This is a genomic window from Allobosea eneae (assembly GCF_042657265.1).
GTDB classification, from domain to species: Bacteria; Pseudomonadota; Alphaproteobacteria; order Rhizobiales; family Beijerinckiaceae; genus Allobosea; species Allobosea eneae.
In genome coordinates, this window is record NZ_JBHSLW010000010.1 from 325,395 (window position 1) to 347,813 (window position 22,419).

Annotated in this window: 20 protein-coding genes; 14 read left to right on the forward strand and 6 right to left on the reverse strand. The window is 67.4% G+C overall.

Translation table 11 applies throughout. The features are described from left to right. Positions 1 to 5: 5 nt before the first annotated feature. A complete protein-coding gene (locus ACFPOB_RS09825; protein WP_377797879.1) occupies positions 6 to 788 on the reverse strand; it encodes an enoyl-CoA hydratase-related protein in 783 nt (260 codons plus the stop codon). Positions 789 to 995: 207 nt separating this feature from the next. Here ACFPOB_RS09825 and ACFPOB_RS09830 point away from each other — a divergent pair, with 207 nt between their 5' ends. Continuing rightward, the gene (locus ACFPOB_RS09830; RefSeq protein WP_377797882.1) at positions 996 to 2,249 is read left to right on the forward strand and encodes an acyl-CoA dehydrogenase family protein; all 1,254 of its coding nucleotides are present in this window, start codon (positions 996 to 998) and stop codon (positions 2,247 to 2,249) included. Continuing rightward, the gene (locus tag ACFPOB_RS09835; protein WP_377797884.1) at positions 2,242 to 3,120 is read left to right on the forward strand and encodes an SDR family oxidoreductase; all 879 of its coding nucleotides are present in this window, start codon (positions 2,242 to 2,244) and stop codon (positions 3,118 to 3,120) included. The genes ACFPOB_RS09830 and ACFPOB_RS09835 overlap by 8 nt, the downstream gene beginning before the upstream one ends. 128 nt (positions 3,121 to 3,248) lie before the next feature. On the opposite strand, the gene ACFPOB_RS09840 is transcribed toward ACFPOB_RS09835, so the two are convergent. Then, the gene (locus ACFPOB_RS09840; protein WP_377797886.1) at positions 3,249 to 3,980 is read right to left on the reverse strand and encodes a TetR/AcrR family transcriptional regulator; all 732 of its coding nucleotides are present in this window, start codon (positions 3,978 to 3,980) and stop codon (positions 3,249 to 3,251) included. A 190-nt stretch (positions 3,981 to 4,170) separates the two neighbouring features. On the opposite strand from ACFPOB_RS09840, the gene ACFPOB_RS09845 reads away from it, so the two are divergent. From ACFPOB_RS09845 to ACFPOB_RS09885, 9 genes are all read left to right on the forward strand, one after another. Continuing rightward, positions 4,171 to 5,133 carry an NAD(P)H-dependent flavin oxidoreductase gene (locus ACFPOB_RS09845; RefSeq protein ID WP_377797887.1) on the forward strand — a complete coding sequence of 321 codons (963 nt, stop codon included), beginning with the start codon at positions 4,171 to 4,173 and terminating at the stop codon, positions 5,131 to 5,133. A 330-nt stretch (positions 5,134 to 5,463) separates the two neighbouring features. Continuing rightward, entirely contained in the window at positions 5,464 to 6,303 is an 840-nt protein-coding gene (locus tag ACFPOB_RS09850) for an ABC transporter ATP-binding protein (protein ID WP_377797889.1), read from the forward strand. Beyond that, positions 6,300 to 8,252, forward strand: coding sequence for an AMP-dependent synthetase/ligase (locus tag ACFPOB_RS09855; protein ID WP_377797891.1), 1,953 nt, complete (start codon positions 6,300 to 6,302; stop codon positions 8,250 to 8,252). The genes ACFPOB_RS09850 and ACFPOB_RS09855 overlap by 4 nt, the downstream gene beginning before the upstream one ends. Further along, complete coding sequence (locus ACFPOB_RS09860; protein WP_377797892.1) at positions 8,252 to 9,139, forward strand: branched-chain amino acid ABC transporter permease; 888 nt, start codon at positions 8,252 to 8,254, stop codon at positions 9,137 to 9,139. Before ACFPOB_RS09855 ends, ACFPOB_RS09860 begins: the two co-directional genes overlap by 1 nt. A 4-nt stretch (positions 9,140 to 9,143) precedes the next feature. Then, complete coding sequence (locus ACFPOB_RS09865) at positions 9,144 to 10,217, forward strand: branched-chain amino acid ABC transporter permease (RefSeq protein ID WP_377797894.1); 1,074 nt, start codon at positions 9,144 to 9,146, stop codon at positions 10,215 to 10,217. A gap of 37 nt (positions 10,218 to 10,254) precedes the next feature. Next, positions 10,255 to 11,517, forward strand: a complete 1,263-nt coding sequence (locus ACFPOB_RS09870; protein WP_377797897.1) for an ABC transporter substrate-binding protein — start codon at positions 10,255 to 10,257, stop codon at positions 11,515 to 11,517. A gap of 55 nt (positions 11,518 to 11,572) precedes the next feature. Beyond that, positions 11,573 to 12,364 (forward strand): ABC transporter ATP-binding protein, encoded by a 792-nt coding sequence (locus ACFPOB_RS09875; protein WP_091830257.1) that lies wholly within the window; start codon positions 11,573 to 11,575, stop codon positions 12,362 to 12,364. 9 nt (positions 12,365 to 12,373) lie between these two features. Beyond that, positions 12,374 to 13,606, forward strand: a complete 1,233-nt coding sequence (locus tag ACFPOB_RS09880; RefSeq protein ID WP_377797899.1) for a phenylacetate--CoA ligase family protein — start codon at positions 12,374 to 12,376, stop codon at positions 13,604 to 13,606. 33 nt (positions 13,607 to 13,639) lie between these two features. Then, complete coding sequence (locus ACFPOB_RS09885) at positions 13,640 to 14,428, forward strand: enoyl-CoA hydratase/isomerase family protein (RefSeq protein ID WP_377797902.1); 789 nt, start codon at positions 13,640 to 13,642, stop codon at positions 14,426 to 14,428. A gap of 42 nt (positions 14,429 to 14,470) precedes the next feature. Here the strand turns inward: ACFPOB_RS09885 and ACFPOB_RS09890 are convergent, their stop codons facing one another. Further along, positions 14,471 to 15,181, reverse strand: a complete 711-nt coding sequence (locus ACFPOB_RS09890) for an orotate phosphoribosyltransferase (RefSeq protein WP_377797903.1) — start codon at positions 15,179 to 15,181, stop codon at positions 14,471 to 14,473. 403 nt (positions 15,182 to 15,584) lie between these two features. Here ACFPOB_RS09890 and pyrC point away from each other — a divergent pair, with 403 nt between their 5' ends. Next, positions 15,585 to 16,679, forward strand: coding sequence for a dihydroorotase (gene pyrC, locus ACFPOB_RS09895; protein ID WP_377797905.1), 1,095 nt, complete (start codon positions 15,585 to 15,587; stop codon positions 16,677 to 16,679). 6 nt (positions 16,680 to 16,685) lie between these two features. Here pyrC and purU read toward each other — a convergent pair whose 3' ends face one another. From purU to ACFPOB_RS09910, 3 genes are all read right to left on the reverse strand, one after another. Next, positions 16,686 to 17,549 carry a formyltetrahydrofolate deformylase gene (gene purU, locus ACFPOB_RS09900; protein ID WP_377797908.1) on the reverse strand — a complete coding sequence of 288 codons (864 nt, stop codon included), beginning with the start codon at positions 17,547 to 17,549 and terminating at the stop codon, positions 16,686 to 16,688. Positions 17,550 to 17,747: 198 nt separating this feature from the next. Next, a complete protein-coding gene (locus ACFPOB_RS09905) occupies positions 17,748 to 19,052 on the reverse strand; it encodes an amidase (RefSeq protein ID WP_377797910.1) in 1,305 nt (434 codons plus the stop codon). A gap of 106 nt (positions 19,053 to 19,158) precedes the next feature. Beyond that, positions 19,159 to 20,139: a LysR family transcriptional regulator gene (locus tag ACFPOB_RS09910; RefSeq protein ID WP_377797912.1), complete on the reverse strand. Its 981-nt coding sequence runs from the start codon at positions 20,137 to 20,139 to the stop codon at positions 19,159 to 19,161. A 128-nt stretch (positions 20,140 to 20,267) separates the two neighbouring features. Here ACFPOB_RS09910 and ACFPOB_RS09915 point away from each other — a divergent pair, with 128 nt between their 5' ends. Continuing rightward, positions 20,268 to 21,104, forward strand: coding sequence for an alpha/beta hydrolase fold domain-containing protein (locus tag ACFPOB_RS09915; RefSeq protein ID WP_377797914.1), 837 nt, complete (start codon positions 20,268 to 20,270; stop codon positions 21,102 to 21,104). A gap of 50 nt (positions 21,105 to 21,154) precedes the next feature. Beyond that, entirely contained in the window at positions 21,155 to 22,372 is a 1,218-nt protein-coding gene (locus ACFPOB_RS09920; protein ID WP_377797916.1) for an efflux RND transporter periplasmic adaptor subunit, read from the forward strand. Positions 22,373 to 22,419: the final 47 nt, after the last annotated feature.

Consider the following 22,419-nt stretch of genomic DNA (forward strand, 5'->3'; position numbering starts at 1 on the left):
GGCGCTCACCGCCCGGTCCAGGCCGGCGGGCGCTTTTCGGCGAAGGCGGCAAAGCCCTCGCGCGCATCCTCGGTGCGGGCCATGTTCGCCAGCATGAACTGGGCGTATTCGAGCGCCGCGTCGGTCGACATCTCCCTGATCTTGGCGAGGCTCTGCTTGCCGAGGCGGATGCCGGTCGGCGACTTGTCGACGAGGCGGCCGACCAGCCACGCGGTCTTGGCGTCGAGCTCAGCAGCCGGCACGGCGTAGTTGACGATCGCGCCGGCCTCGAGATCTCCCGCCTTGATGGTCTCGCCGGTCAGGCAGAGCTCCATCAGCCGGCGATAGGGCAGGACCCGCATCAGATAGGGCAGGATCATCATCGGGAAGAGCCCGACCTTGACCTCGGTCACCCCCAGCAGGGCGTCGTCGCGCGCCACCACCAGATCGCAGGCGCAGATCAGGCCGAAGCCGCCGGCCAGCGCATGGCCGTTGACCCGCGCCACCAGCGGCAGCCGGCAGGCATCCATCCGGCGCAGCAGGGCGGCGACGTAGTGGCGGGGATCGGCCGCCTCGATGGTGAAGGGCGTTCCGTCCGCGTTCGGCTTGAGGTCGCCGCCGGCGCAGAAGGCCTTGTCGCCCGCGCCGGTCAGGATGACCGCGCGCACCTCGGAATCGGCCTCGGCCCGGTCGAGCGCGGCAACGATCCCCTCGGCGACCGCCTCGTTCAGAGCGTTGCGGCGGCTCTCGCGATTGATCGTGACGACCAGCGCCGAGCCCTCGCGTCGGGTGATGACCTCTTCGCCCACGGGTTCCGTCCCTGCGCGGCTCGCTGAAGGAGCCTTCGCTAAATAAATGATTTGAATTCATTTGCTGTGTCAATAGTCGTTCCGTACCTGAATCGTGCAGGCAATTGCGCAAACGGATTATTCGACCCCTTGGTATCCAGCCTGCATTGACAGCTCGGTTTGGCGCTGATGAAATAGGCTCAATAAGATCGACGGCCGAATGGCGCGATGCCCGCACCGCTGCGTGACGAGGCAGGGGAGGAGATCGACGTGAATGCCGTGACCGGTAGCAACCGCGCCAACGCCTTCGGCCTCGACGAGGAGCAGAGCGCCATCCTCGACGGCGCCGACCGCTATGCACGCGCCGAGCTCTATCCGCTGTCGCGGCGCATGGACGACGAGGAGTGGTGGCCGGACGAGGCTTTCCGCCAGATCGGCGCCAACGGCTTCTTGGGCGCGACGATCCCCGAGCAATATGGCGGGGCGGGGCTCGACCTGCTTCAGGCCGGGCTGGTCCTGCAGGGCTTCAGCCGCTGGAACCATGCCATGGCGCTCTCGGTCGTCGCCCACGACAACCTCTGCGCCAACAACATCTATCGCAACGGCAACGAGGAGCAGCGCCGCAGATACCTGCCCGATCTCTGCTCGGGTAGGACGATCGGTGCGCTCGGCCTGACCGAGCCGGGGGCAGGGTCGGACGCGCTCGGTTCGATGCGCACCACGGCGCGCCGCGACGGCGACCATTACGTCCTCAACGGCAGCAAGATCTACATCACCAACGGCCCGGTCGCCGACGTGCTGCTGGTCTATGCCAAGACCGACAAGGAGCGCGGCGCCCACGGCATCTCCGCCTTCATCGTCGAGAAGGGTTTTCCCGGCTTCAAGGTGGCGCAGAAGCTGGTGAAGATGGGCTATCGCGGCAGTCAGACGGCGGAACTGCTGTTCGAGGATTGCCGTGTGCCGGCCGCCAACCTCGTCGGCGCCGAGAACCAGGGCGTCGCGATCGTGATGAGCGGGCTCGATCTCGAGCGGGCGATGATCTCGCCGCTCTGCCTGGGTGTCGCCGAGCGCGCGCTGGACCTCTCGATCGACTATGCCAGGACGCGCAAGCAGTTCGGCAAGCCGATCGGCGCCTTCCAGATGGTCCAGTCCATGCTGGCCGAGATGTATGTGCTGGTTGAGACCATGCGCAGCTTCACCTATCGCACCTTGGCCGAGGCGGCGCCGCTCGAAGTCGGCGGCGGCGGGCGCGGCGACATCCATCGCCTGACCGCGGCCTCGGTGATGTATGCGGCGCAGGCCTGCCACGATGTCCTCGACAAGGCGGTGCAGGTCCATGGCGGCACCGGCTATATCTGGGAATCGGAGATCAACCGTCTCTTCCGCAGCACCAAGCTGCTCGAGATCGGCGCCGGCACCACCGAAGTCCGCAAGATGATCATCGCCGGTGAATTGCTGAAGGGGATGGACCGTCATGGCTGAGGCCGAGCCCCGCGAACTCGGGCTGGACGACGCCGATCTCGCCGTGCTGCCGACGGTCTACGGGCCGGAGGCCTTCGCCGGCAAAACCGTCCTCATCTCCGGTGGCGCCGGCGGTATCGGTCGCGCCACCGCCTGGCTGCTCGGCCGGCTCGGCGCGCAGGTGATCATCGCCGGGCGTGACGAGGGCAGGCTGGAGGCGGCGGTGCAGGCGATGCGCGCCGCCGGGCTGAAGGCGGCAGGCAGGACGGTGAACGTCCGCGATCCCGAAACGATCGCGGCGCTCCACGACTGGATCGCGGCCGAGTTCGGGGGCATCGACATTCTCGTCAACAGCGCCGGCGGCCAGTTCCCACAGGCGGCGATCGATTTCTCGGTGAAGGGCTGGAACGCCGTCGTCGACACCAATCTCAACGGCACCTGGTACATGATGCAGGAGGCGGCGCGGCGCTGGCGCGATGCCAAGCGGCCGGGCAGCATCGTCTCGATCGTGGTGGTGACTCGCCAGGGCCTGCACGGCGTTGCCCATACTATTGCGGCCCGCGCTGGCGTGGTCGGCCTGACCCAGGCGCTGGCGGTGGAATGGGCGCCGCTCGACATCAGGGTGAACTGCATCGCGCCGGGCGCGGTCGAGACGCCGGGCTGGCGCGTCTACGATTCCGCGCAGGTCTCGGCCTATCCGCGTTCCAACCCGATGATGCGCACCGCGACGACCTGGGAGGTGGCGGAGGCCTGCGCCTATCTCTGCGGGCCGGCGGCGGCCTATGTCACCGGCGAGGTGCTCCACGTCGCCGGCGGAGCGCAGCTCTGGGGCGAGACCTGGACGATCCCGCGGCCGGCCTTCTTCGGGGGCCCGGGCAGCAGCGGTCCATGACCACAGCCCTCATCCTGAGGAGCCGCGTAGCGGCGTCTCGAAGGATGCTCCAGCTGTTTTCGGAGCCTCCTGGAGCATCCTTCGAGACGCGCTCCGTCGGAGCGCTCCTCAGGATGAGGGCTGAGTTTTCAACTGCGTCGAGAAGAGGGCTTCGCCGGAGCGATCCCGGCCGCTGCTTCCAGCCGGGCCGTCGCCGTCTCCAGCCGGGCGACCACGCTCTCCATCGGGGAAGCCGCCTCGCTGCCGACGGCCAGGCCGTGGTGGACCAGATTGGTGATCGCGTCAGCTATCTCGGCCGGGTCGAAATCGCCTTCGCCGCGCAGGAAGGCCCAGGTACGATGCTCGATGCAGCCGAAGACGAGATCGCGCACCAGGTTAGGCGAGGTTTCGGGCCGCAGATCACCGGCAGCGATGCCGGCTTTTATCACGTCGACAAGGCGATTTGTGTAGGCGCGGTTGAGTTCGAACAGATGCGAGCCGCGATAGTCGGGCGCCGGCCGGATCTCCTGGAACATCAGGCGCGACAGCGCCGGATCGCGATGGATCGAGGTGAGGTGGGTGTAGACGATGAAGCGGATCTGGTTCCAGCTGCCGCGCACCGCGGCGAACTGCTCGGCATCGTCGCGCAGCATCTCCTCGAACCAGTGCTCGACGACCTTGACCAGCAATTCGCGCTTGTTGGCGAAGAAGCGGTAGATGCTGCCCTCGACCACGCCGGCGCGCAGCGCGATGTCGGTGATCAGCGCGTCGTTATAGCCTTTCTCGACGAAGACCTCCTTGGCCGCGGCCATGATGTCGGAGATGCGCCGCTCGGGCGGGAGCCGGTTGACCTGGCGCTTCAGGGCAGTGCGGGGCGGCATCGATGATCCTTGCTGAGGCGAAGCGGTGGGCCATGTCTTGCTCTGGCCGGCCGGCGGCACGCCGGGGCGTGTTGTCACTAATAAATAGCATTCATCATCGGCGCGCGCCAGGCAAGGGCTCGGCCGCAAGGTCAGCTTTGTGGGATGGCTGCCCGTCCCGGTGAGCATGAGTTCTTTAGGGGAGGGGTCATTGCCATTGCCTGCCGCCTTTGCCGGGCGCTTGCGCATTCCGGTCATCGCTGCGCCGATGTTCCTGATCTCGGGGCCGGATCTCGTTGTCTCCTGCTGCCGCAATGGCGTCGTCGGCAGCTTTCCGGCGCTCAACCAGCGAACAACGGCGGGTTTCGCCGATTGGCTCGACGAGATCTCCGGGCGGCTGGATGGTGCGGACAAGGCTGCGCCGTTCGGCGTTAACCTGGTGGTCCATCGCAGCAATCCGCGGCTCGATGCTGATCTCGCCGCCGTCGTCGAGCGCAAGGTGCCGCTGGTGATCACCTCGCTCGGCCTCAACCGCGATCTGATCAAGGCAGTGCAAGGCTATGGCGGACTTGTCTTTCACGATGTGACGACGCTTGCTTTCGCCGCCAAGGCGGCCGAAGCCGGCGTCGACGGGCTGATCGCCGTCTCGGCCGGCGCCGGCGGGCATGCCGGGCCACTCAACCCTTTCGCGGCCCTCGCGGATATCCGCCGGATTTTCGACGGGACGCTGGTGCTCGGTGGCGCGCTGAGCACTGGCGCGCAGGTCGCAGCCGCCCGGATGGCAGGCGCCGATCTGGCCTATCTCGGTACCCGCTTCATGGCGACCCAAGAGAGCATGGCGCCGCAAGCGCTGCGCGACATGCTGCTCGGCGCCTCTGCTGCCGATATCGTCTACACCCCAGCGATCAGCGGCGTGCACGGCAATTTCCTGCGGCCGAGCATTCTGGCGGCCGGCCGAGATCCCGACGATTTCAACAAGCCGGCGAGCCTGGATTTCGGCACGACGGACGCCAAGGCATGGCGCGATATCTGGGCGGCCGGGCAGGGCGTCGGCGCGATCGATGACCTGCCCGCTACGGGCGATCTTTGTCGGCGGCTGGCGGATGAATACGAGGCGGTGCTGGCCGACGCGGCGCGCCTCTCATGTCGAGGATTGATTGCTCATTCGGGCTGAGCGCAGTTCATTGAGGGTACTTCCAGCGCGCTGGCGACGCATATGGTTCTGAGTGGGGCTTGAGCCGTCGCGAATACCGTTGTGCAGAAAATCACAGCTGCCACTGGCATCGAAGCGAGGAGGCAAAAGAGTTGACAGCACAAGATGAATTCTATTCATTAGCTTTATCGAGCTGACGCATATCGAGCCAACAAGCCAGCGCAGCCGGGGAGGATGCCGTGGGAGTCAACGCCGTTCGCGCGGCCGCGTCTTGTGTGCGCCGGGTGCCCGCAGATGTCGCGCTTGGGGTCGTCGCGCGCGGCCTTCCGGCCGCCGGTCCGGGCGCCTCGGATGAATGAGGTTCAGTACCGCCACGCCGCGAGCGCCGCAGGCGCGCCCGTCGCGCTCTCCTGCACCGGCATCGAGCGCGACTTCGGCGGCCTGCGCGCGCTGAAGGGCGTCTCGCTCGACGTCCGCCAGGGCGAGATCCTCGGGCTCGTCGGTCCGAACGGCTCGGGCAAGACCACCATGGTCAACGTGATCACCGGCTTCTATCCGCCCAATGCCGGAAAGGTCAGCCTGTTCGGCGAGGACATCACGGCGCTGAAGCCGCACCGCGTCGCCGCCCGCGGTGTCGCCCGCACCTTCCAGAATCTGGCCCTATTCAAGGGCATGAGCGTCCTCGACAACATCCTGATCGGCCGCCACACCCATATGAAGCCGAGCGCGCTTGGGGCGCTGTTCTACTGGTGGTGGGCCGAGCGCGAGGAACTGGCGCACCGGCGCGTCGTCGAAGAGATGATCGAGTTCATGCAACTCCAGGACATCCGCGACGAACCGGTCGAGGTCATCCCGCTCGGCCTGCAGAAGCGCGTCGAACTGGCACGCGCCCTCGTCGCCGGACCGCGCCTCCTGATCCTGGACGAGCCCATGGCCGGCATGAACCAGGAGGAGAAGGAATACATCGCCCGCTTCATTCTCGATGCGAGCGAGGCGCGCGGCGTCACCACCCTGATCATCGAGCACCACATGGACGTGGTGACCTCGATCTGCGACCGCGTCGTCGTGCTGAGCTATGGTGAGGTGATCTCGGAGGGCGAGCCGCAGGCGGCGATATCGCATCCGAGCGTGGTCAGCGCCTATCTCGGCGAGCGCGCCGCCAGGCGCCACCAGGCCGGGAGCACGGCATGACGGCGGCACTCGGCAAAATCGGGGAGAGCACCCACTGGCCGGTCGCCGCCAATGGCGAGCCGGCGACGCTGATCGCGGCGCTCGCCCGTAACGCTGCTGAGTTCGGCGACCGGGTCGCCTTCCGCGAGCGGCGTTATGGCATCTGGCAGGAACAGGACTGGCGCGCGGTCTTCGACGAGATCGCCGCCATGGCGGCCGGGCTCGAAGAGGCTGGGCTGGTCGCCGGTGCCGCGATGACCGTGATCGGCGACAACCGCCCGCGGCTCTACTACGCCATGCTTGCCGCCAACATGCTGCGGGCCTTTCCGTCGCCGGTGTTTCCCGACGTGCCACTGGAGGAGCTGATCGTCGCGACCCGGCATGGTGCGCCACCGGTCGGCATCGCCGAGGATCAGGAGCAGGTCGACAAGCTGCTGCAGCTTCGCGATGCAACCGGGCGCGTCGCCACCATTCTCTACGACGACGAGCGCGGCCTCGACGACTACGATCAGCCCGGGCTGATGTCGCTCGATGAGCTCGTGAAAAAGGGTCGAGAGCGATTGGCGCGCGAGCCGGAACTCCTGGCTCGCTTCGTCCAGGGGCCACAGGCCGATGACATCTCGGTGCTGCTGCACTCCTCCGGCACGACCGGCCTGCCCAAAGGCATCCCGCTGCGCCATCGCAACGTTACCGGCGGCCTGCTCAATGCCGGCGCCAGCGGCTATTTCCACAAGCACGAGGAACTCTACGCCTATCTGCCCACCGCCTGGGTCGGCGATTTCGTCTTCACGCTTGGCGCCGGCATGATGATGGCGGCCACGATCAACATCCCCGAGCGGCAGGAGACGGTGATGCGCGACCTGCGCGAGGTCTCGCCGACCTTCTATCTCGCCGCGCCGCGCGCCTGGGACCAGATGCTGACCCGCGTCCAGGTCGGCATGAAGAACTCGACGCCGTTCAAGCGCTGGCTGTTCGAGACGGTAATGGAGCGCGCCGTCGCCTACGAGCGCAAGCGCCTGTCCGGCGGTTCGCTGACGCTGAGGGAGAAGCTGCTCGATACGGTCGGCAACGTGCTGGTTTATGCGCCGCTGCGCGACCATCTCGGGCTGGGGCGGGCCGAGCGCGCCTTCACCGGCGGCGAGGCGCTGGGCGAGGACACCTTCCTGTTCTTCCGGGCGCTCGGCATCAAGCTGAAGCAGTTCTACGGCCAGACCGAGACCTGCGCGCTGACGGCGGCGCAGACCGAAGGGCAGGTCAAGCTGCACACGGTCGGCAAGCCGATGGTAGGCAGCGAGATCCGCATCGACGACAGCGGCGAAATCCTGGTGCGCTCCTCGTCGGTGGTCGATGGCTACTATGACGACCCGGAAAGCAGCGCCAAGGCGCTGGCCGACGGCTGGCTGCACACCGGCGATGCCGGGCGCATCGACGAGGATGGCCAGCTCGTCGTGCTCGGCCGCGTCAGCGAAGTCGTGCGCACCGCCTCGGGCGAGCGCTACATCCCGAACTTCATCGAGAACCGGCTGAAGTTCAGCCCCTATATCCGCAATGTCGCGGTGATCGGCGCCGGGCGTGACCAGCTCACCGCGATCGTCTGCATCGATTTCGACGCGGTCGGCCACTGGGCCGAGGAGCGCGGCATCTCCTACACCTCCTATGCGGAGCTCTCGCAGAAGCCCGAGGTGCAGGCGCTGATCGGGCAGGTGGTCAAGCACGTCAACGGCACGCAGCCGGATGGCCTGCGTGTGCGGCGCTTCTCCAATCTGCACAAGGATTTCGACGCCGACGACGGAGAGATCACCCGCACCCGCAAGCTGCGCCGCAACACCATCGAGACCACCTACGCCACGCTGATCGAGGCGCTCTATAGCGGCGCAACCGAGACCGAGTTCGACGCCACCATCGCCTATGAGAACGGGGAGCGCGGCGTGATCCGACGGACGCTCAAGATCAGTGAGGTCCTCGCCTGATGGACTGGATCCTGCTCGCGGAACTGTCGACCAACGGCGTCTTCGTCGGCCTGATGTACGCGCTGGTCTCGCTCGGCATCGTGCTGATCTACAAGACCTCCGGCACCGCCAATCTCGCCCAGGGCGCGATCGCCATGACCGGCGGCTACGTCACCTGGGCGCTCGCGACGCTGGTCGGCCTGCCGATGTGGCTGGCGATCCCGGCCGCGCTTATCGGCATGTTCGGCTTCGGCCTCTTGATGGAGCGCGTCGCGCTGCGCCGGATGATCGGCCAGCCGGTGATCATGACGATCATGCTGACGCTCGGCGTCGAGATCATGCTGCGTGGCCTGCTGCCGGGCATCTTCGGCGCGGCTGTGAAGCGTCTCGACATCGGCATGCCGCAGCAGCCGCTCTTCGTCGGCGAGCTCCTGCTCAATCGCTCGACGATGATCGGCGGCTCGATCTCGCTGCTGCTGATCCTGCTCTCGCTCTTCTTCTTCAACTCGCGCTTCGGCGTGGTGATGCGCGCCGTCGCCGACGACCAGACCGCGTCCTGGTCGGTGGGCATCAGGGTCGAGCGCGCGATCGCCGTCGCCTGGGGCCTCGCCGCCGTCTCCGCCACCGCCGCCGGCGTGCTCTGGGGCAGCACCCAGGGCATCGACTGGTCGCTGTCGCTGCTGCTGATCAAGGCGCTCGCCATCGCCATCCTCGGCGGGCTCGACTCGATCCCGGGCGTGCTCGTCGCCGGCGTCATCGTCGGCGTCGCCGAGAGCCTCGCCACCGGCGTACTCGACCCGCTGGTCGGCGGCGGCTCGCGTGACGTTGTCGCCGCCGTGATCATCCTGGTGACGCTCCTGCTCAAGCCGCACGGCCTGTTCGGCCGCCATCATATCGAGAGGGTCTGACGCCGTGTTCTATCGTCGCGCCGGCATCCGCCACACGCGCTATCAGGACGAGCGCCAGCTCTTTCCGCTCGGCTTCGACCGTGGGCTGATCATCGCGGTCATCGCCATCCTCCTGGTCGCGCCGTTCATCTTCGACCGGCTCTATGTCTCCGGCTACCTGCTGCCCTGGCTGATCTGGACCTCGGCCGCGCTCGGCCTCAACCTGCTGATGGGCTGGTCCGGCCAGATCCATCTCGGCTATGGCGCGGTGATGGGCATCGGCGCCTATGGCTCGGTCCATCTGGTGCGTCTCGGCGTGCCGCTCGAGATCGCGATGATCGCCGGCGGCCTGCTCAGCGCCACCATCGGCACGATGTTCGGCGGCGCGGCCCTGCGCATGAAGGGCATCTATCTGGCGATGGCGACGCTCGCCATGCAGTACGTCGTCGACTTCGTCATCTCGCATTCCTCTGTGATCAGTGGCGGCTCGCTCGCGACCTTGCAGGTGCCGCCGGTCAGCTTCCTCAGCATACCCCTGCAGGGCGACCTGCCGACCTATTACCTCGCTTTCGGCGTCTGCTTCGTCATTACGCTGTTCATGCTGAATGTCCGGCGCACCAGCTTCGGCCGGGCGCTGGCGGCGCTGCGCGAGAAGGATTACGCCGCCCAGATCCTCGGCATCTCGACCTTTCGCTACAAGCTGCTCGCCTTCTGGGTCTCGTCCTTCATCGGCGGCGTCGTCGGCTCGGTGCTGGCGGTGACCTATCTGCGCGCGATCTCGCCCGATCAGTTCCATATCGAGCTCTCGATCCAGATCCTGGCGATGATCATCGTCGGCGGGCTCGGCAGCGTGCTCGGCCCGTTCTTCGGCACGGCGCTGATCCTGTTCGCGCCGATCCTACTCAACAACCTGCTCGGCGCCGCCGCCGGCACCTTCGGCTGGTCCTTGCCGATCGACCTGCGCGCCCATCTGCCGCTGATGGCCTATGGCGCGCTGGTCATCGGCTTCCTGCTCTACGAGCCGCTCGGGCTCGCCAAGATCTACGCCAATTTCCGCAACTACTTGCTCGTCTGGCCGTTCCGCCATGCCCAGCGGTGACGGTGCCTCAATCAACGACAGGGCTGGAGGAAACAGGATGTCGCTCGATCGCCGTTCGTTCATCGCCGGCTCGGCCGTGCTGGCCGCGCCGCTCGCCCTGCCGGTGCAGGTCTTCGCCCAGGAGAAGATCGTCCGCTTCTCGCTGCCGCAGGACTTCACCCGCATCTACACCTTCGTGACCTCGGAGTATAACCAGGGCCAGCGCGACTACTTCACCCTGGTCAATGATCGCGGCGGCGTCAGTGGCTACAAGATCATCGCGGATATCACCGACCATGCCAACGACCTGCCGCGCGCCATCGAAGCCTATGAGCGCGGCAAGCGCGAGGGCGCCGTGCTGATCGACCCGCTCTCGACCCCGGTGGCGCGGGCTCTGGTGCCGCGCGCGCTCGAGGACAAGATCAACATGATCACCGCCTATTCCGGCCGCAGCGACGCGGCCGATGGCAGCGCCTTTCCTTACGTGCTGCCGCTCTCGATCAACTACTGGACCCAGGCCGGCCTGATCATCGAGCAGTTCAAGAAGACCGAGAAGGGCAGCCTCAAGGGCAAGAAGATCGTCTTCGTCCACATCGACACGCCCTTCGGCAAAGAGCCGCTGCCGATCCTCAACGTGCTTGCCAAGAAGGAGGGCTATGAGCTCGCGGCCTTCCCCTATACGCCGCCGGGCAACGACCAGTCGGCGATCTGGCCGCAGGTGCGCCGGGCCAGGCCCGATTTCGTGATCTTCTGGGGCGCCGGCGTCGGCCAGACCGTGGCGCTGACCGAGGCGATCCGCAACGGCCTGCCGATGGACCGGGTCTCCGGCAGCGTCTGGCTGTCCGAATCCGACATGGACGTGGTCGGGCGCGAGGCGGCCAAGGGCGTGATGAAAGTCGAGCCCTGCGTCGGCGGCCGCGAGCCCAAGGTGATCAAGGACATCCTCGCCGACGTCGTCGGCAAGGGCAAAGGCGCCGGCCCCGAGAACAAGGTCGGCACGGCCTACTACAATTACGGTGTCCAGATGGCGACGCTGATGGTCGAGGGCGTGCGCAACGCGGCCGAGAAGGCGCCGAACGGGCCGGTCACCGGCCCCTGGCTCAACGAGGGCCTGCGCTCGATCACCAACTTCACCGCCGACGGCCTGCTGCCGCCGACCACGATCACCAGGGACGACCACCAGGGCGGCGGCATGGGCCGGATCGCGCGCTGGGACGGCGCCAAGTTCGTGCCGATCACCGACTGGTACTCGGCCAACCAGGATGTGGTCTGGGAGGAAATCCGCAAGAACTCGGAAGAGTTCAAGAAGTCCGGGAAATGACGAGGTCCGGGCGGCGCGTGTCTGACGCTCCGCCCGCCATTATCGGATCAGGCCGATGACGCTGCTGGCGCTGAACAATATCGAGATCGTCTACGATCAGGTCTTCCTCGCGGTGCGCGGCGTCTCGATCGAGGTGCCTGAGAAGGGGCTCGTCGCCGTGCTCGGCGCCAACGGCGCCGGCAAGAGCACGGTATTGAAGTCGATCTCGGGCCTGCTCAAGCCCGAGCGCGGCGCCGTCACGCGCGGCGAGATCAGCTTCGACGGCCGCTCGATCCTGTCGGTCGATCCGCCCGATCGCGTCCGCCTCGGCATCGTGCATGTGCTGGAAGGGCGGCGTGTGTTCGGCCATCTGACGCCGAAGGAGAACCTGATCGCGGCGGCGACCATGCATCGCGAGCGCGGCCATGTCACGGCGCTGATCGACCGGATGTTCGAGACCTTCCCGCGCCTTGCGCAGCGGGCCAAGGCCGAGGCCGGCTATCTCTCCGGCGGCGAGCAGCAGATGCTGGCGATCGCCCGGGCCCTGATGACCGAGCCGCGCCTGCTGATGCTCGACGAGCCGAGCCTTGGTCTCGCACCCTTCCTCGTCGACGAGATCTTCGACATCGTCCGCAACGTCAACGCGCGCGACGGCGTCGCCGTGCTGCTGGTCGAACAGAACGCCACAGCAGCGCTGGAGATCGCCCATTACGGCTATCTGATCGAGAACGGCCGCATCCTGATGAGCGGCGAGGCGGCGGTTCTCAGTGCCAATCCCGACGTCGCCGACGCCTATCTCGGCGGCCACCAGAAGGTCGATTACCACGCGGTCAAGCACTACCGGCGCCGCAAGCGCTGGCTGGCCTGAGGCGACGCGATGGGTAGGCATTACGACCGGCTGGAGACGCGCGCGCCTGCGCGCCGCGAGGCCGATCTATTTCGGCGGCTGCCGTTGGTGTTGGCGGCGGCGAAGCGGTTGCCGGCCTGGCGGAAGCATCTGCGCGACGTCGACCCCGAGGCGGTGACCGATCGGGCGGCGCTCGCCCGCTTGCCGGTCCTGCGCAAGTCGGACCTGCCGGCAGCCCAGCGCGCAAAGCCGCCCTTCGGTGGGCTGATGCCCGGCCGCCCGAGCGACTATCGCCGGTTGATGATGTCGCCGGGGCCGATCTTCGAGCCCGAGGGCCATGACGACGATCCCTGGCGCGTCGCACGGGCACTTGCCGCCACCGGCGCCGGCTGGCGCGACATCGTGCTCAATACTTTTTCCTATCACCTGACGCCCGGCGCCTGGTGCTTCGATGCCGGCGCGCGCGTGCTCGGCTGCGCCGTGATCCCGGCCGGGCCCGGCAACAGCGATGCGCAGCTCGACCTGATCGCGGCCTATCGGCCGACGCTCTATGCCGGCGTGCCGGACTTCCTGAAAATCCTGCTCGATCTCGGCGCGGCGCGCGGGCGCGACCTGTCCAGCCTGAAACGGGCGGTGGTGTCAGGTGCGGCCTTTCCGCCCTCGCTGCAGGCCGAGTTCCGCGCGCGCGGCATCGATGCCTACCAGTGCTATGCCACCGCCGAATGCGGCATCATCGCCTATGAGACGCCGGCCCGTGACGGGCTCGTCCTCAACGAGGACATCATCGTCGAGATCCTGCGGCCCGGCACCGGCCAGCCGGTGGCGGAAGGCGAGCTCGGCGAGATCACCGTCACCATCCTCGATCCGAAGAAACCGCTGATCCGCTTCGCCGTCGGCGATCTCACTGCGGCGCTGCCGGGACCATCGCTCTGCGGGCGCACCAACCAGCGCATCCGCGGCTGGCTCGGCCGGGCCGACCAGTCGGCCAAGGTCAAGGGCATGTTCGTGCGCCCCGAGCAGGTCGCTGCGGTCGCCGCGCGGCACCCGGAGCTCGACCGCTGCCGGCTGGTGGTGACGCGCGTCGGCGAGGCCGATGCGATGTGCTTGAGAGCCGAGGCAAACGCGCCGGGGGCAGGGCTGGCCGAAGCGGTGAAGGCCTCTGTGCGTGATGTCTTCAAGCTGAGCGGCACGGTCGAGCTGGTGGCACGAGGGACATTGCCCAATGACGGCAAGGTCATCGACGATACGAGGGCGCCGGGCTGAGGCTGGTGGCGCAGATGGGATGAGGGCGAGACGATGAGCGATCCGGCAGGCGAGGTGGTGATCACACAGCGGCAGGGCCCGATCCTGACCGTCACCATGAACCGTCCCAAGGTGCTGAACGTCCTCGATGAGGCGATGGCCGATGCGCTGGTCGCGGCCTTCTCGGGGCTCGCGGCGGATCAGACGATCCGGGCCGTCATCCTCGCCGGGGCCGGCCGCTCCTTCATGGCAGGCGGCGATCTCGCCCGCTTTCAGGCCGATCTGCCTGGCGCGCCGCAGACAGCAACGAAGCTGATCGACCGCTTCCACACGCTGATGCGGCTGATCAAGGCGATGCCACAGCCGGTGATCGCCGCGGTACAGGGGCCGGTCGCGGGCGGTGGTGTCGGCCTGGCGCTCGCCTGCGACCTCGTGGTGGCGGCAGAGGATGTCAGCTTCCTCTCGGCCTACACCAAGCTCGGCACCAGCCCCGATGGCGGCACCACCTGGACGCTGACGCAATTGCTCGGCCCGCGCCGGGCACTGGCGTTCGTGCTGCTCAACGAGGCGATCAATACGCAAACCGCGCTCCAGCTCGGCCTCGTCAACCGTATCGTGCCGCATGGCGAGCTGATGGCGACGGCACGGGCGATGGCAGACAAGCTCGCTCACGGCAGCGTCGGCGCGCAAGGAGCGAGCAAGGCGCTGGTCCAGGCCGCTGCGCACGGCACGTTCGACGCGCAGCTCGACCTGGAGAAGAAGGCCTTCGTCGCCAATGCCGGCGCGGCCGATTTCCGAGAAGGCATCACCGCCTTTTTCGAGCGGCGACCCCCGAAATTCTGAAGCGGCGGGCTTGTCGGCCCACCGCCCTGACCAGATCCCGTCTCAGCCGGTCTTGGCCTGGTTGAAGTCCGAGATGCCGCCATGCGCGGCCGACCATTTGGCCGGCTCGTTGAGGAAGCTCTCGACCTCATCCAGCACCTTTGGCTCGAAATGCCCGCTCGCCTTGGCGACCTTGAGCACGTCCCACCAGGTGGTGAGGTAGTGCAGGCCGACGCCGATCTCCTTCATCATCTCGCGCCCTTGCGGGAAGATGTCGTAGTAGAACAGCACGAAGCAGTGATCGACCTTGGCGCCGGCATCGCGCAGCGCCTTGCAGAAATTGACCTTGCTGCCGCCATCGGTGGCGAGATCCTCGACCAGCAGCGTGCGCGCGCCCTCGACGACCTCGCCCTCGATCTGGGCATTGCGGCCGAAGCCCTTGGGCTTCTTGCGAACATATTGCATCGGCAGCGACAGGCGATCGGAGATCCAGGCGGCGAAGGGGATGCCGGCGGTCTCGCCACCGGCGACGATGTCGATCGATTCATAACCGATGTCGCGCACGATCGTCGTCGCGGCGAAGTCGATCAGCGAGGAGCGCAGCCGCGGGAAGGAAATGATCTTGCGGCAGTCGATATAGACCGGGCTCGCCCAGCCGGAGGTGAAGATGAAGGGCTTGTCCTGGTAGAAGTGAACTGCCTTGATCTCCAGCAGCATCTTGGCCGCTTCGAGCGCGATGGTGTCCCGGTCGACCGGCATGTAGAGATTGGGCATGGTCTTGGTCTCCGGGGCCAGCGCGCGCCAGCCTTCGCCGTTTGCAGGCGTTGGCGCGGCTCGTGTCGAATTCGCAAACGGCCCCTTCTCGACAGGTTGCTGGTGAAGGTCAATCCCCGTTGGGCACTGTCCCCGAAAGTTCGTTGCGCTTCGCCCTATCCTACCCTCGCGGGTCGTCCCGGACGAAGCGAAGCGGAGATCCGGGACCCATGCCTGAGCCTTTCCGAAAGAAGTTCCGGAATGGGTCCCGGGTCTCCCTACGGTCGCCCGGGACGAACAGCGCTTTATTGCGAGAAGATTCCCCGTGCTTCGCAGTTCATATGGCGTCGGCTATGGCAGTCCTTATGAAGGTGAGGCCCGCTGGCGGATTCGGCTCGCGGGCCGCAAAGCACAGGGGCAGGTCATGAGCGTCACGGATCTTTTCGGCAGCACGGAAGCCAAGGCCGCCGGCACTTTCGAGACGCTGACGATCCGCCGCCCGGACGACTGGCATGTCCACCTGCGCGACGGCGCCATGCTGAAGGCGGTGCTGCCCTTCACCGCCGCCCAGTTCAAGCGCGGCATCATCATGCCGAACCTGGTGCCGCCGGTGACATCCGTGGACGCGGCTAACGCCTATCGCGAGCGTATCCTCGCGGCACGGCCCGATGGCAACGATTTCATCCCGCTGATGACCTGCTATCTCACCGACACGACGCAGCCCGACGAGATCGAGCGCGGCTTCCGCGACGGCGTCTGGGCTGCCGCCAAGCTTTATCCCTCGGGCGCGACGACCAATTCCCACCACGGCGTCACCAGCATTCCGAAGCTCGCGCCGGTGCTGGAGCGGATGGAAAAGATCGGCATGCCGGTCCTCGTCCATGGCGAGGCCACCGACCCGGCCGTCGACATCTTCGACCGCGAGGCGGTGTTCATGGAGACCGAGATGCTGCCGCTATTGAAGCGGCATCAGGGCCTCAAGGTGGTGGTCGAGCACGTCACCACCGCTGAGACCGTCGATCTGGTGCGCGCCCATGCCGGCCGGGCGGCCGGCACGATCACGCCGCACCATCTGATCATCAACCGCACCTCGATCTTCCAGGGGGGCCTCAGGCCTCATCTCTATTGCCTGCCGGTCGCCAAGCGCGAGCGCCACCGCCTCGCTTTGCGCAAGGCGGCGACCGCCGGCGACGGCAACTTCTTCATCGGCACCGACACCGCCCCGCATCTGCGCAGCGCCAAGCAGGCGGAGTGTTGCTCTGCCGGCGTCTTCGGCGGCGCCACCGCCCTGCAGACCTATGTCCAGGTCTTCGACGAGGAGGGCGCGCTTCCCCATTTCGAGGCCTTCGCCTCCGAGAACGGCGCGCGCTTCTACGGCCTGCCGCTCAACGAGGGCACGATCACGCTGGAGAAGCGGCCCTGCCGGGTCTCGCCTGCCGTCGCAGTCGGCGAAGAGGACGTGGTCGTCTTCCGCGGTGGCGAGGAACTGCCCTGGTCGCTCGGAGAGGTGAGGGGCTGACGCACCTCAATCGGTGAACACCACCGTCTTCTTACCGTTGAGCAGGATGCGGTCTTCGAGATGGTGCGAGACGGCGCGGGCCAGTACGCGCCGCTCGATGTCGCGGCCCTTGCGGACGAGGTCGCCCGGCGTGTCGCGATGGCTGATGCGCTCGACGTCCTGTTCGATGATCGGGCCTTCGTCGAGGTCCGAGGTGACGTAGTGCGCGGTCGCGCCGATCAGCTTCACCCCGCGCTCATGCGCCTGATGATAGGGCCTAGCGCCCTTGAAGCCCGGCAGGAACGAGTGGTGGATGTTGATGCAGCGCCCGGCGAGCTTGGCCGAGAGCCCGTCCGAGAGGATCTGCATATAGCGGGCGAGCACCACGAGATCGGTCTTGCTCTCCTGCACGATCCGCCAGATCTCGGCCTCCTGCTCCATCTTGCTCTGGCGGGTGACCGGCAGGTGGTGGAAGGGCAGGTCGCCGATATCGGTCGAGGCGATCGCGGCACGTTCGTGGTTCGAGACGATGCCGGTGATCTCCATCGGCAATTCGCCGATGCGCCAGCGATAGAGCAGGTCGGCGAGGCAATGGTCGAATTTCGAGACCAGCAGCAGCACCCGCTTCTTCCTGGATTGCTCGCTGAGATTGATCGTCATGGCAAAGCGCTGGGCGAGCGCCTCGATCCCGGCGGCGATCGCCTCCTGCGTCTGCGCACCATCGAGGCGGGCGAAAACGACGCGCATGAAGAAGCGGCCGGTTTCGATGTCGTCATATTGCTGGGCGTCGAGAATGTTGCAGCCGGCCTCGAACAACAGGGTCGAGACGGCGGCGACGATTCCCGGGCGGTCAGGGCATGAGAGGGTGAGCACGCAGGTGCGGTCGAGCATGGCATGATGCCGCCGGCGAGGGCGGCCCTTCGATACGGCATTGAGTTTTGGGGCGGGGAGGGAGGCGCGCGACGCGCTGCCGTCAACCTCGGCCGCCGAGGTGCGCGCAGCTGCCCGCCGCCGCGAGGGCTGCATAGTATGTTTGCTGGAGGCTGCGCGCGATCATGGTTCGTGAAGGGCCCATTGTGGCAGGGTTTGTCAAGCCGCCGGGCTTCCGTGTCCCGCCACCGCCGGCTCGATCAACTTGGCGATGTTGAGCAGCTGCAGGTCCCGGCCCGCGACCGCGCTCAGCATCAGCCCGCCCGAGAGCTTGTCGCCGAGCGGCATCGGCAGCGAGATCGAGCACAGGTCGAACAGGTTGCCGAAGGCCGGGTTGCGCAGGATCAGGCGGTTAGCGGTGAAGAAGGCTTCGTCACCGGCCTCCACGGCGGCGATCGTCGGCGCCTCGATCGGCACGGTCGGCGCCAGGAAGCCGACGAGCCCGTCGAGCTGGGCCGCGAGCCGCGCGATCAGCGCCCGGCGCTTCTCCATCGCGATGATGTAGTCGGCGGCCTTGCAGGGCACCCCGATGGCGATGCGGGCCGCGACGCGGCGATCATAGGAATCGGCCTTGCTCGCCAGCAGGTCGCGATGCACCGCCGCGGCCTCGACCGTGACGAGCGGCACCGGAGCGATCGCCAGCATCTCCTTGTAGAAGCCGTCGAGATCGACAGGTTCGACCGCGATACCGAGCCGCGTCACGCGCTCGATCGCCGCCTCATAGGCCTTGGCGACGGATGGGTCGGCCTCGGCCAGGAAGCCGCCGCGCGCCACGCCGAGGCGGACGCGACCTGGCGAGATGCCGTCCACGAGATCGAAAGGCCGGTCGGCGAGCACCGAGAGCAGGCGCGCGCAGCCCGCTACCTCCTTCGCCAGCGGGCCGATCGAATCGAGGCTCGGGGCCAGCGGGAAGCAGCCCTCGTCGGGAACCGTCTTGTGCGTCGGCTTCATCCCGGCGATGCCGTTGAAGGCGGCGGGAATGCGGCAGGAGCCGCCGGTGTCGGTGCCGACCGTCAGCTCTGACGAGCCTTCCGCCACCGAGACCGCCGCGCCGGAGGAGGAGCCGCCGGGGATGCGTGTCTTGTCGAGCGCATTGCCCGGTGTGCCGAAGGTGGCGTTGAGGCCGATGCCGGAGAAGGCGAACTCGGTCATGTTGGTCTTGCCGATGATCACCGCGCCGGCCCGGCGCAGCCGCGCTACCGATGGCGCGTCCTGTGTCGCGGCAGGCGCGGCCTTCAGCGCGCTGGAGCCGGCCCAGGTCGTCACGCCCTTCACATCCAGCAGATCCTTGACCGAGACGATCGTGCCGTCGATCGCGCTCAGCTCCAGCCCGGCCTCGCGGCGGCGATCGGCAGCGTCGGCCTCGGCGCGCGCCGTATCGAGCAAGAGCCTGGTGAAAACCGGGGCGCCGTCGCCGATGCGGGCGAGGGTGGCTTCGAGCTTGTCGCGGACGCTGCGGGACATCGGGCGGACCTGGCTGCTGGAGGACATGCGGCGAATGCCGGCGCCTCTGGTTAGGCCAGTTCGCGAGGCGATGGAACCTTGGGCCGGTCATCCCGGCCTTGCACGGCTAGGCGGCCTGCTCCGGCTGATGAGCGAGGGCTTCCGCAGCCACCCCGCCGGGGCAGGGCAGGAGCGGCTTGCCCTGCAGCAATTCGTTCCGCGCGAACAGCTCGGCCAGCCAGTCGACGAAGACGCGGACCTTGTTCGAGAGGTGCCGGTTCGGCGGATAGATGATGTGCAGCGGCTTCGGCTTGGTGCACCAATCGGTCAGGATCGGCACGAGCCGGCCGGAGGCGATATGCGCCATCGCCATGAAGGTCGGCACCTGCATGACGCCCAGCCCGGCCAGCCCTGCGGCGACATAGCCGGTCCCGTCGTTCAGGGAGACGACATAGTCGCCCTGGATCTCGATCGTCTCCTTCGGGCTGGCGAAGGTGAAGGGCATGATGCGGCTGGTACCGGCCCGGCGATAGCCGATGGCGAGATGGCCGTCCTCCAGATCGCGCGGGTGCTGCGGCGTGCCATGCTTGGCGAGATAGTCCGGCGTCGCACAGGTGATCAGCATCATCTCGCCGATGCGGCGGGCGATCAGGCTCTGGTCCTCGATCGCGCCCGCACGGATAGCAAGATCGAGATTCTCGCCGATCAGGTCGGCCGGTCGGTCGGACAGGCCCATGTCGATCTGGATCTCGGGATAGCGCCCATGGAAGCCGGGCAGCGCCGGCAGTATGATGTCCGTGGCGAAGGAGGCGCTGACATCGATGCGCAGCCGTCCGCTTGGCCGGGCCTGCGAGGAGGTCATGCTCTGGTCGAGCTCGTCGATCTCGCCGAGCACGCGCAGCGCCCGTTCGTAATAGGCGGCGCCGTCCATGGTCACGGTGACGCGGCGCGTCGTGCGGTTGAGCAATTGCGCGCGCAGATGCCCTTCGAGCTGCTGGATCAGCTTGGTCACGGTCGGTTTGGGCAGGTCGAGCAGTTCCGCCGCGCGGGTGAAGGTGCCGACTTCGACGACGCGCACGAAGGCGCGCATGGCGTTGAGCTGGTCCATATCGAGGCTCCGGATAGTCCGTTGATTGTTTCCGTATGGAAACAATGTAGGAGCAGAACGGCGGTTTATTAAGCTGAGAGCATCACCTACATCCTGATGCACCGCAACATTCGTCAGGCGCCATCGCCATGCTCGTCCCGTCCGTTCCCGAAAGCCGCTATCGCCGCGCCGTCTTCTGGCGCGAGCAGAGCGTTGCGGTCGGGCGCGACAAGCTCGCCGGCCGGCTCTATGCGCCGGCTGCCGTGCCGGACGCGGCCGGCCTCGTCGTCCACCTGCATGGCGGCACCTTCGACAGCGGCACCCTCGCGTCCGGCGAAGCTGTCGCGACCACGCTGGCCGAGGCTGGTGCGATCGTGATCTCGCTGCCTTACCCGCTCGCTCCGGCCAATCCGTTCCCGCAGGCGCTCGAAGCCTCCTATGCAGCGTTGGAAAAGATCGCCCGCGACAAGGCACGCTGGGTCGGCAAGACCGCGCCGCTCTATGTGGCGGGCGAGGAGGCCGGCGGCAACCTCGCCGCGGCGCTCGCCATGATGGCGCGCGACCGGCACGGCCCGCCGCTCGCCGGCCAGATACTGTTCTCGCCGATGCTCGATTCCTGCCTCGGCACTTATTCCTTCCGCAATGCCGAGGCCGGCCCGGTCGGCTGCCGCTGGGCCGACGGCTGGCATGCCTATCTCGGCTCGCCCGAAAAGGCGGCGCATCCTTATGCCGCGCCGGTCAACGCCGTCAGGCTGACCGGGCTCGCCCCGGCCCTGATCGTCACCGCCGAGGACGATCTGCTGCGCGACGAGAGCATCAACTATGCCCACCGGCTGAAGGCGGCCGGCGTCGACACCACCATCCGCATCGTCGGCGGCCCGAGCCGCTGGCCGGACGCCTTCGCCGAAGGGCCCCGCGACGGCTCCTGTCTGTGCGCGGCCTGTCATCACGTCAGCGAGTTCTTCACCGCGACCGCACCGTCCTAGCACCGCCGGTCGTCCGCTCTTTCAACCTCTCTCCACGAAGGAATGAACCCATGATTCCGGGAACGATCCGTCATGCCCTGTTGGGCGTTGCCATCACCGCCGGCGTCTCGCTCGCGGCGCTCACTGCCGCCGTCCATGGCTCGAACACCGCGCAGAGCGACACTGCTCCCGCTGCGCCACCGGCAACGCCGGTTTCGGTCGCGACCGTCGAACAGCGCGAGCTGGTCAGCTGGGCCGAATTCTCCGGCCGGCTCGAGGCGATCGAGCGCGTCGAGATCCGCTCGCGCGTCTCCGGGGTCGTCGAGCAGGTGCATTTCGCGCAGGGCGCGCTGGTCAAGCAGGGCGATCTGCTGGTCAGCATCGATCAGGCGCCCTACCAGGCGGAATTCGAGCGGGCCCAGGCCCAGTTGCTCGCCGCCGAGGCCCGCGTCGCGCTTGCCGCAGGCGAGCATGAGCGCGGCCAGAAACTGATGTCGACGCAGAACGTCTCGCAGCGCGACCTTGACGCCAGGCTGAATGCCTTGCGCGAGGCGCAGGCGAACGAGCGCGCCGCCCGCGCCGCGCTGCAGTCGGCGAGGCTCAACCTCGACTACACCCAGATCCGCGCCCCGATCGGCGGCCGCATCGGCCGGCTGGAAGTCACCGTCGGCAACCTCGTCGCAGCCGGCGCCAATGCGCCGCTGCTGACGACGCTCGTCTCGGTCGATCCGGTCTACGCCGGCTTCAACGCCGATGAAGCCTCGCTGCTCAAGGCGCTGGCGACCCTGCCGGCCGAACCCGGCAAGCCGCGCGACCTCAAGCGCATCCCGGTGCAGATGACCACCGCGACGAACGAGGCCGCGCCGATCGCCGGCCATCTCAACTTCGTCGACAACGGCATCGATGCCGCGACCGGCACGGTCCGTGTCCGGGCGATCTTCGACAACAAGGACGGCGCGCTGATGCCGGGCCAGTTCGTGCGGCTGCGCATGGGCCAGGCCAAGTCGGAGCCGGCGCTCGTCATCAATGAGCGTGCCGTCGGCACCGACCAGAACAAGAAGTTCGTCTTCGTCGTCGGTAAGGACCACAAGGCGGTCTGGCGCGAGGTCACCCTCGGCACGGCCGCCGAGGGCTTGCGCATCGTCACCAGCGGGCTCGAAGCCGGCGAGCAGATCGTCGTCAACGGCCTGCAGCGCATCCGCCCGGGCGCCTCCGTCGCCCCCGAGCAGGTGCCGATGGCCGAGCGCTCCGAACTGAAGAAGCCCAAGACCGAGCTCGCCCAGCGCTGAACCACCACCGTCATTCCGGGGCAGGCCGAAGGCCTGAGCCCGGAACC

Excerpts from the sequence above, each read along its gene's own strand:
- ACFPOB_RS09890 (WP_377797903.1), bottom strand. The coding sequence starts at position 15,181 with ATGCCCAATCTCTACATGCCGGTCGACCGGGACACCATCGCGCTCGAA.
- ACFPOB_RS09915 (WP_377797914.1), top strand. The coding sequence starts at position 20,268 with ATGCTCGTCCCGTCCGTTCCCGAAAGCCGCTATCGCCGCGCCGTCTTC.
- pyrC (WP_377797905.1), top strand. The coding sequence starts at position 15,585 with ATGAGCGTCACGGATCTTTTCGGCAGCACGGAAGCCAAGGCCGCCGGC.
- ACFPOB_RS09835 (WP_377797884.1), top strand. The coding sequence starts at position 2,242 with ATGGCTGAGGCCGAGCCCCGCGAACTCGGGCTGGACGACGCCGATCTC.
- ACFPOB_RS09860 (WP_377797892.1), top strand. The coding sequence starts at position 8,252 with ATGGACTGGATCCTGCTCGCGGAACTGTCGACCAACGGCGTCTTCGTC.
- ACFPOB_RS09850 (WP_377797889.1), top strand. The coding sequence starts at position 5,464 with ATGAATGAGGTTCAGTACCGCCACGCCGCGAGCGCCGCAGGCGCGCCC.
- ACFPOB_RS09875 (WP_091830257.1), top strand. The coding sequence starts at position 11,573 with ATGACGCTGCTGGCGCTGAACAATATCGAGATCGTCTACGATCAGGTC.
- ACFPOB_RS09920 (WP_377797916.1), top strand. The coding sequence starts at position 21,155 with ATGATTCCGGGAACGATCCGTCATGCCCTGTTGGGCGTTGCCATCACC.
- ACFPOB_RS09855 (WP_377797891.1), top strand. The coding sequence starts at position 6,300 with ATGACGGCGGCACTCGGCAAAATCGGGGAGAGCACCCACTGGCCGGTC.
- ACFPOB_RS09840 (WP_377797886.1), bottom strand. The coding sequence starts at position 3,980 with ATGCCGCCCCGCACTGCCCTGAAGCGCCAGGTCAACCGGCTCCCGCCC.
- ACFPOB_RS09880 (WP_377797899.1), top strand. The coding sequence starts at position 12,374 with ATGGGTAGGCATTACGACCGGCTGGAGACGCGCGCGCCTGCGCGCCGC.
- ACFPOB_RS09910 (WP_377797912.1), bottom strand. The coding sequence starts at position 20,139 with ATGGACCAGCTCAACGCCATGCGCGCCTTCGTGCGCGTCGTCGAAGTC.
- ACFPOB_RS09830 (WP_377797882.1), top strand. The coding sequence starts at position 996 with ATGCCCGCACCGCTGCGTGACGAGGCAGGGGAGGAGATCGACGTGAAT.
- purU (WP_377797908.1), bottom strand. The coding sequence starts at position 17,549 with ATGCTCGACCGCACCTGCGTGCTCACCCTCTCATGCCCTGACCGCCCG.
- ACFPOB_RS09870 (WP_377797897.1), top strand. The coding sequence starts at position 10,255 with ATGTCGCTCGATCGCCGTTCGTTCATCGCCGGCTCGGCCGTGCTGGCC.
- ACFPOB_RS09905 (WP_377797910.1), bottom strand. The coding sequence starts at position 19,052 with ATGTCCCGCAGCGTCCGCGACAAGCTCGAAGCCACCCTCGCCCGCATC.
- ACFPOB_RS09885 (WP_377797902.1), top strand. The coding sequence starts at position 13,640 with ATGAGCGATCCGGCAGGCGAGGTGGTGATCACACAGCGGCAGGGCCCG.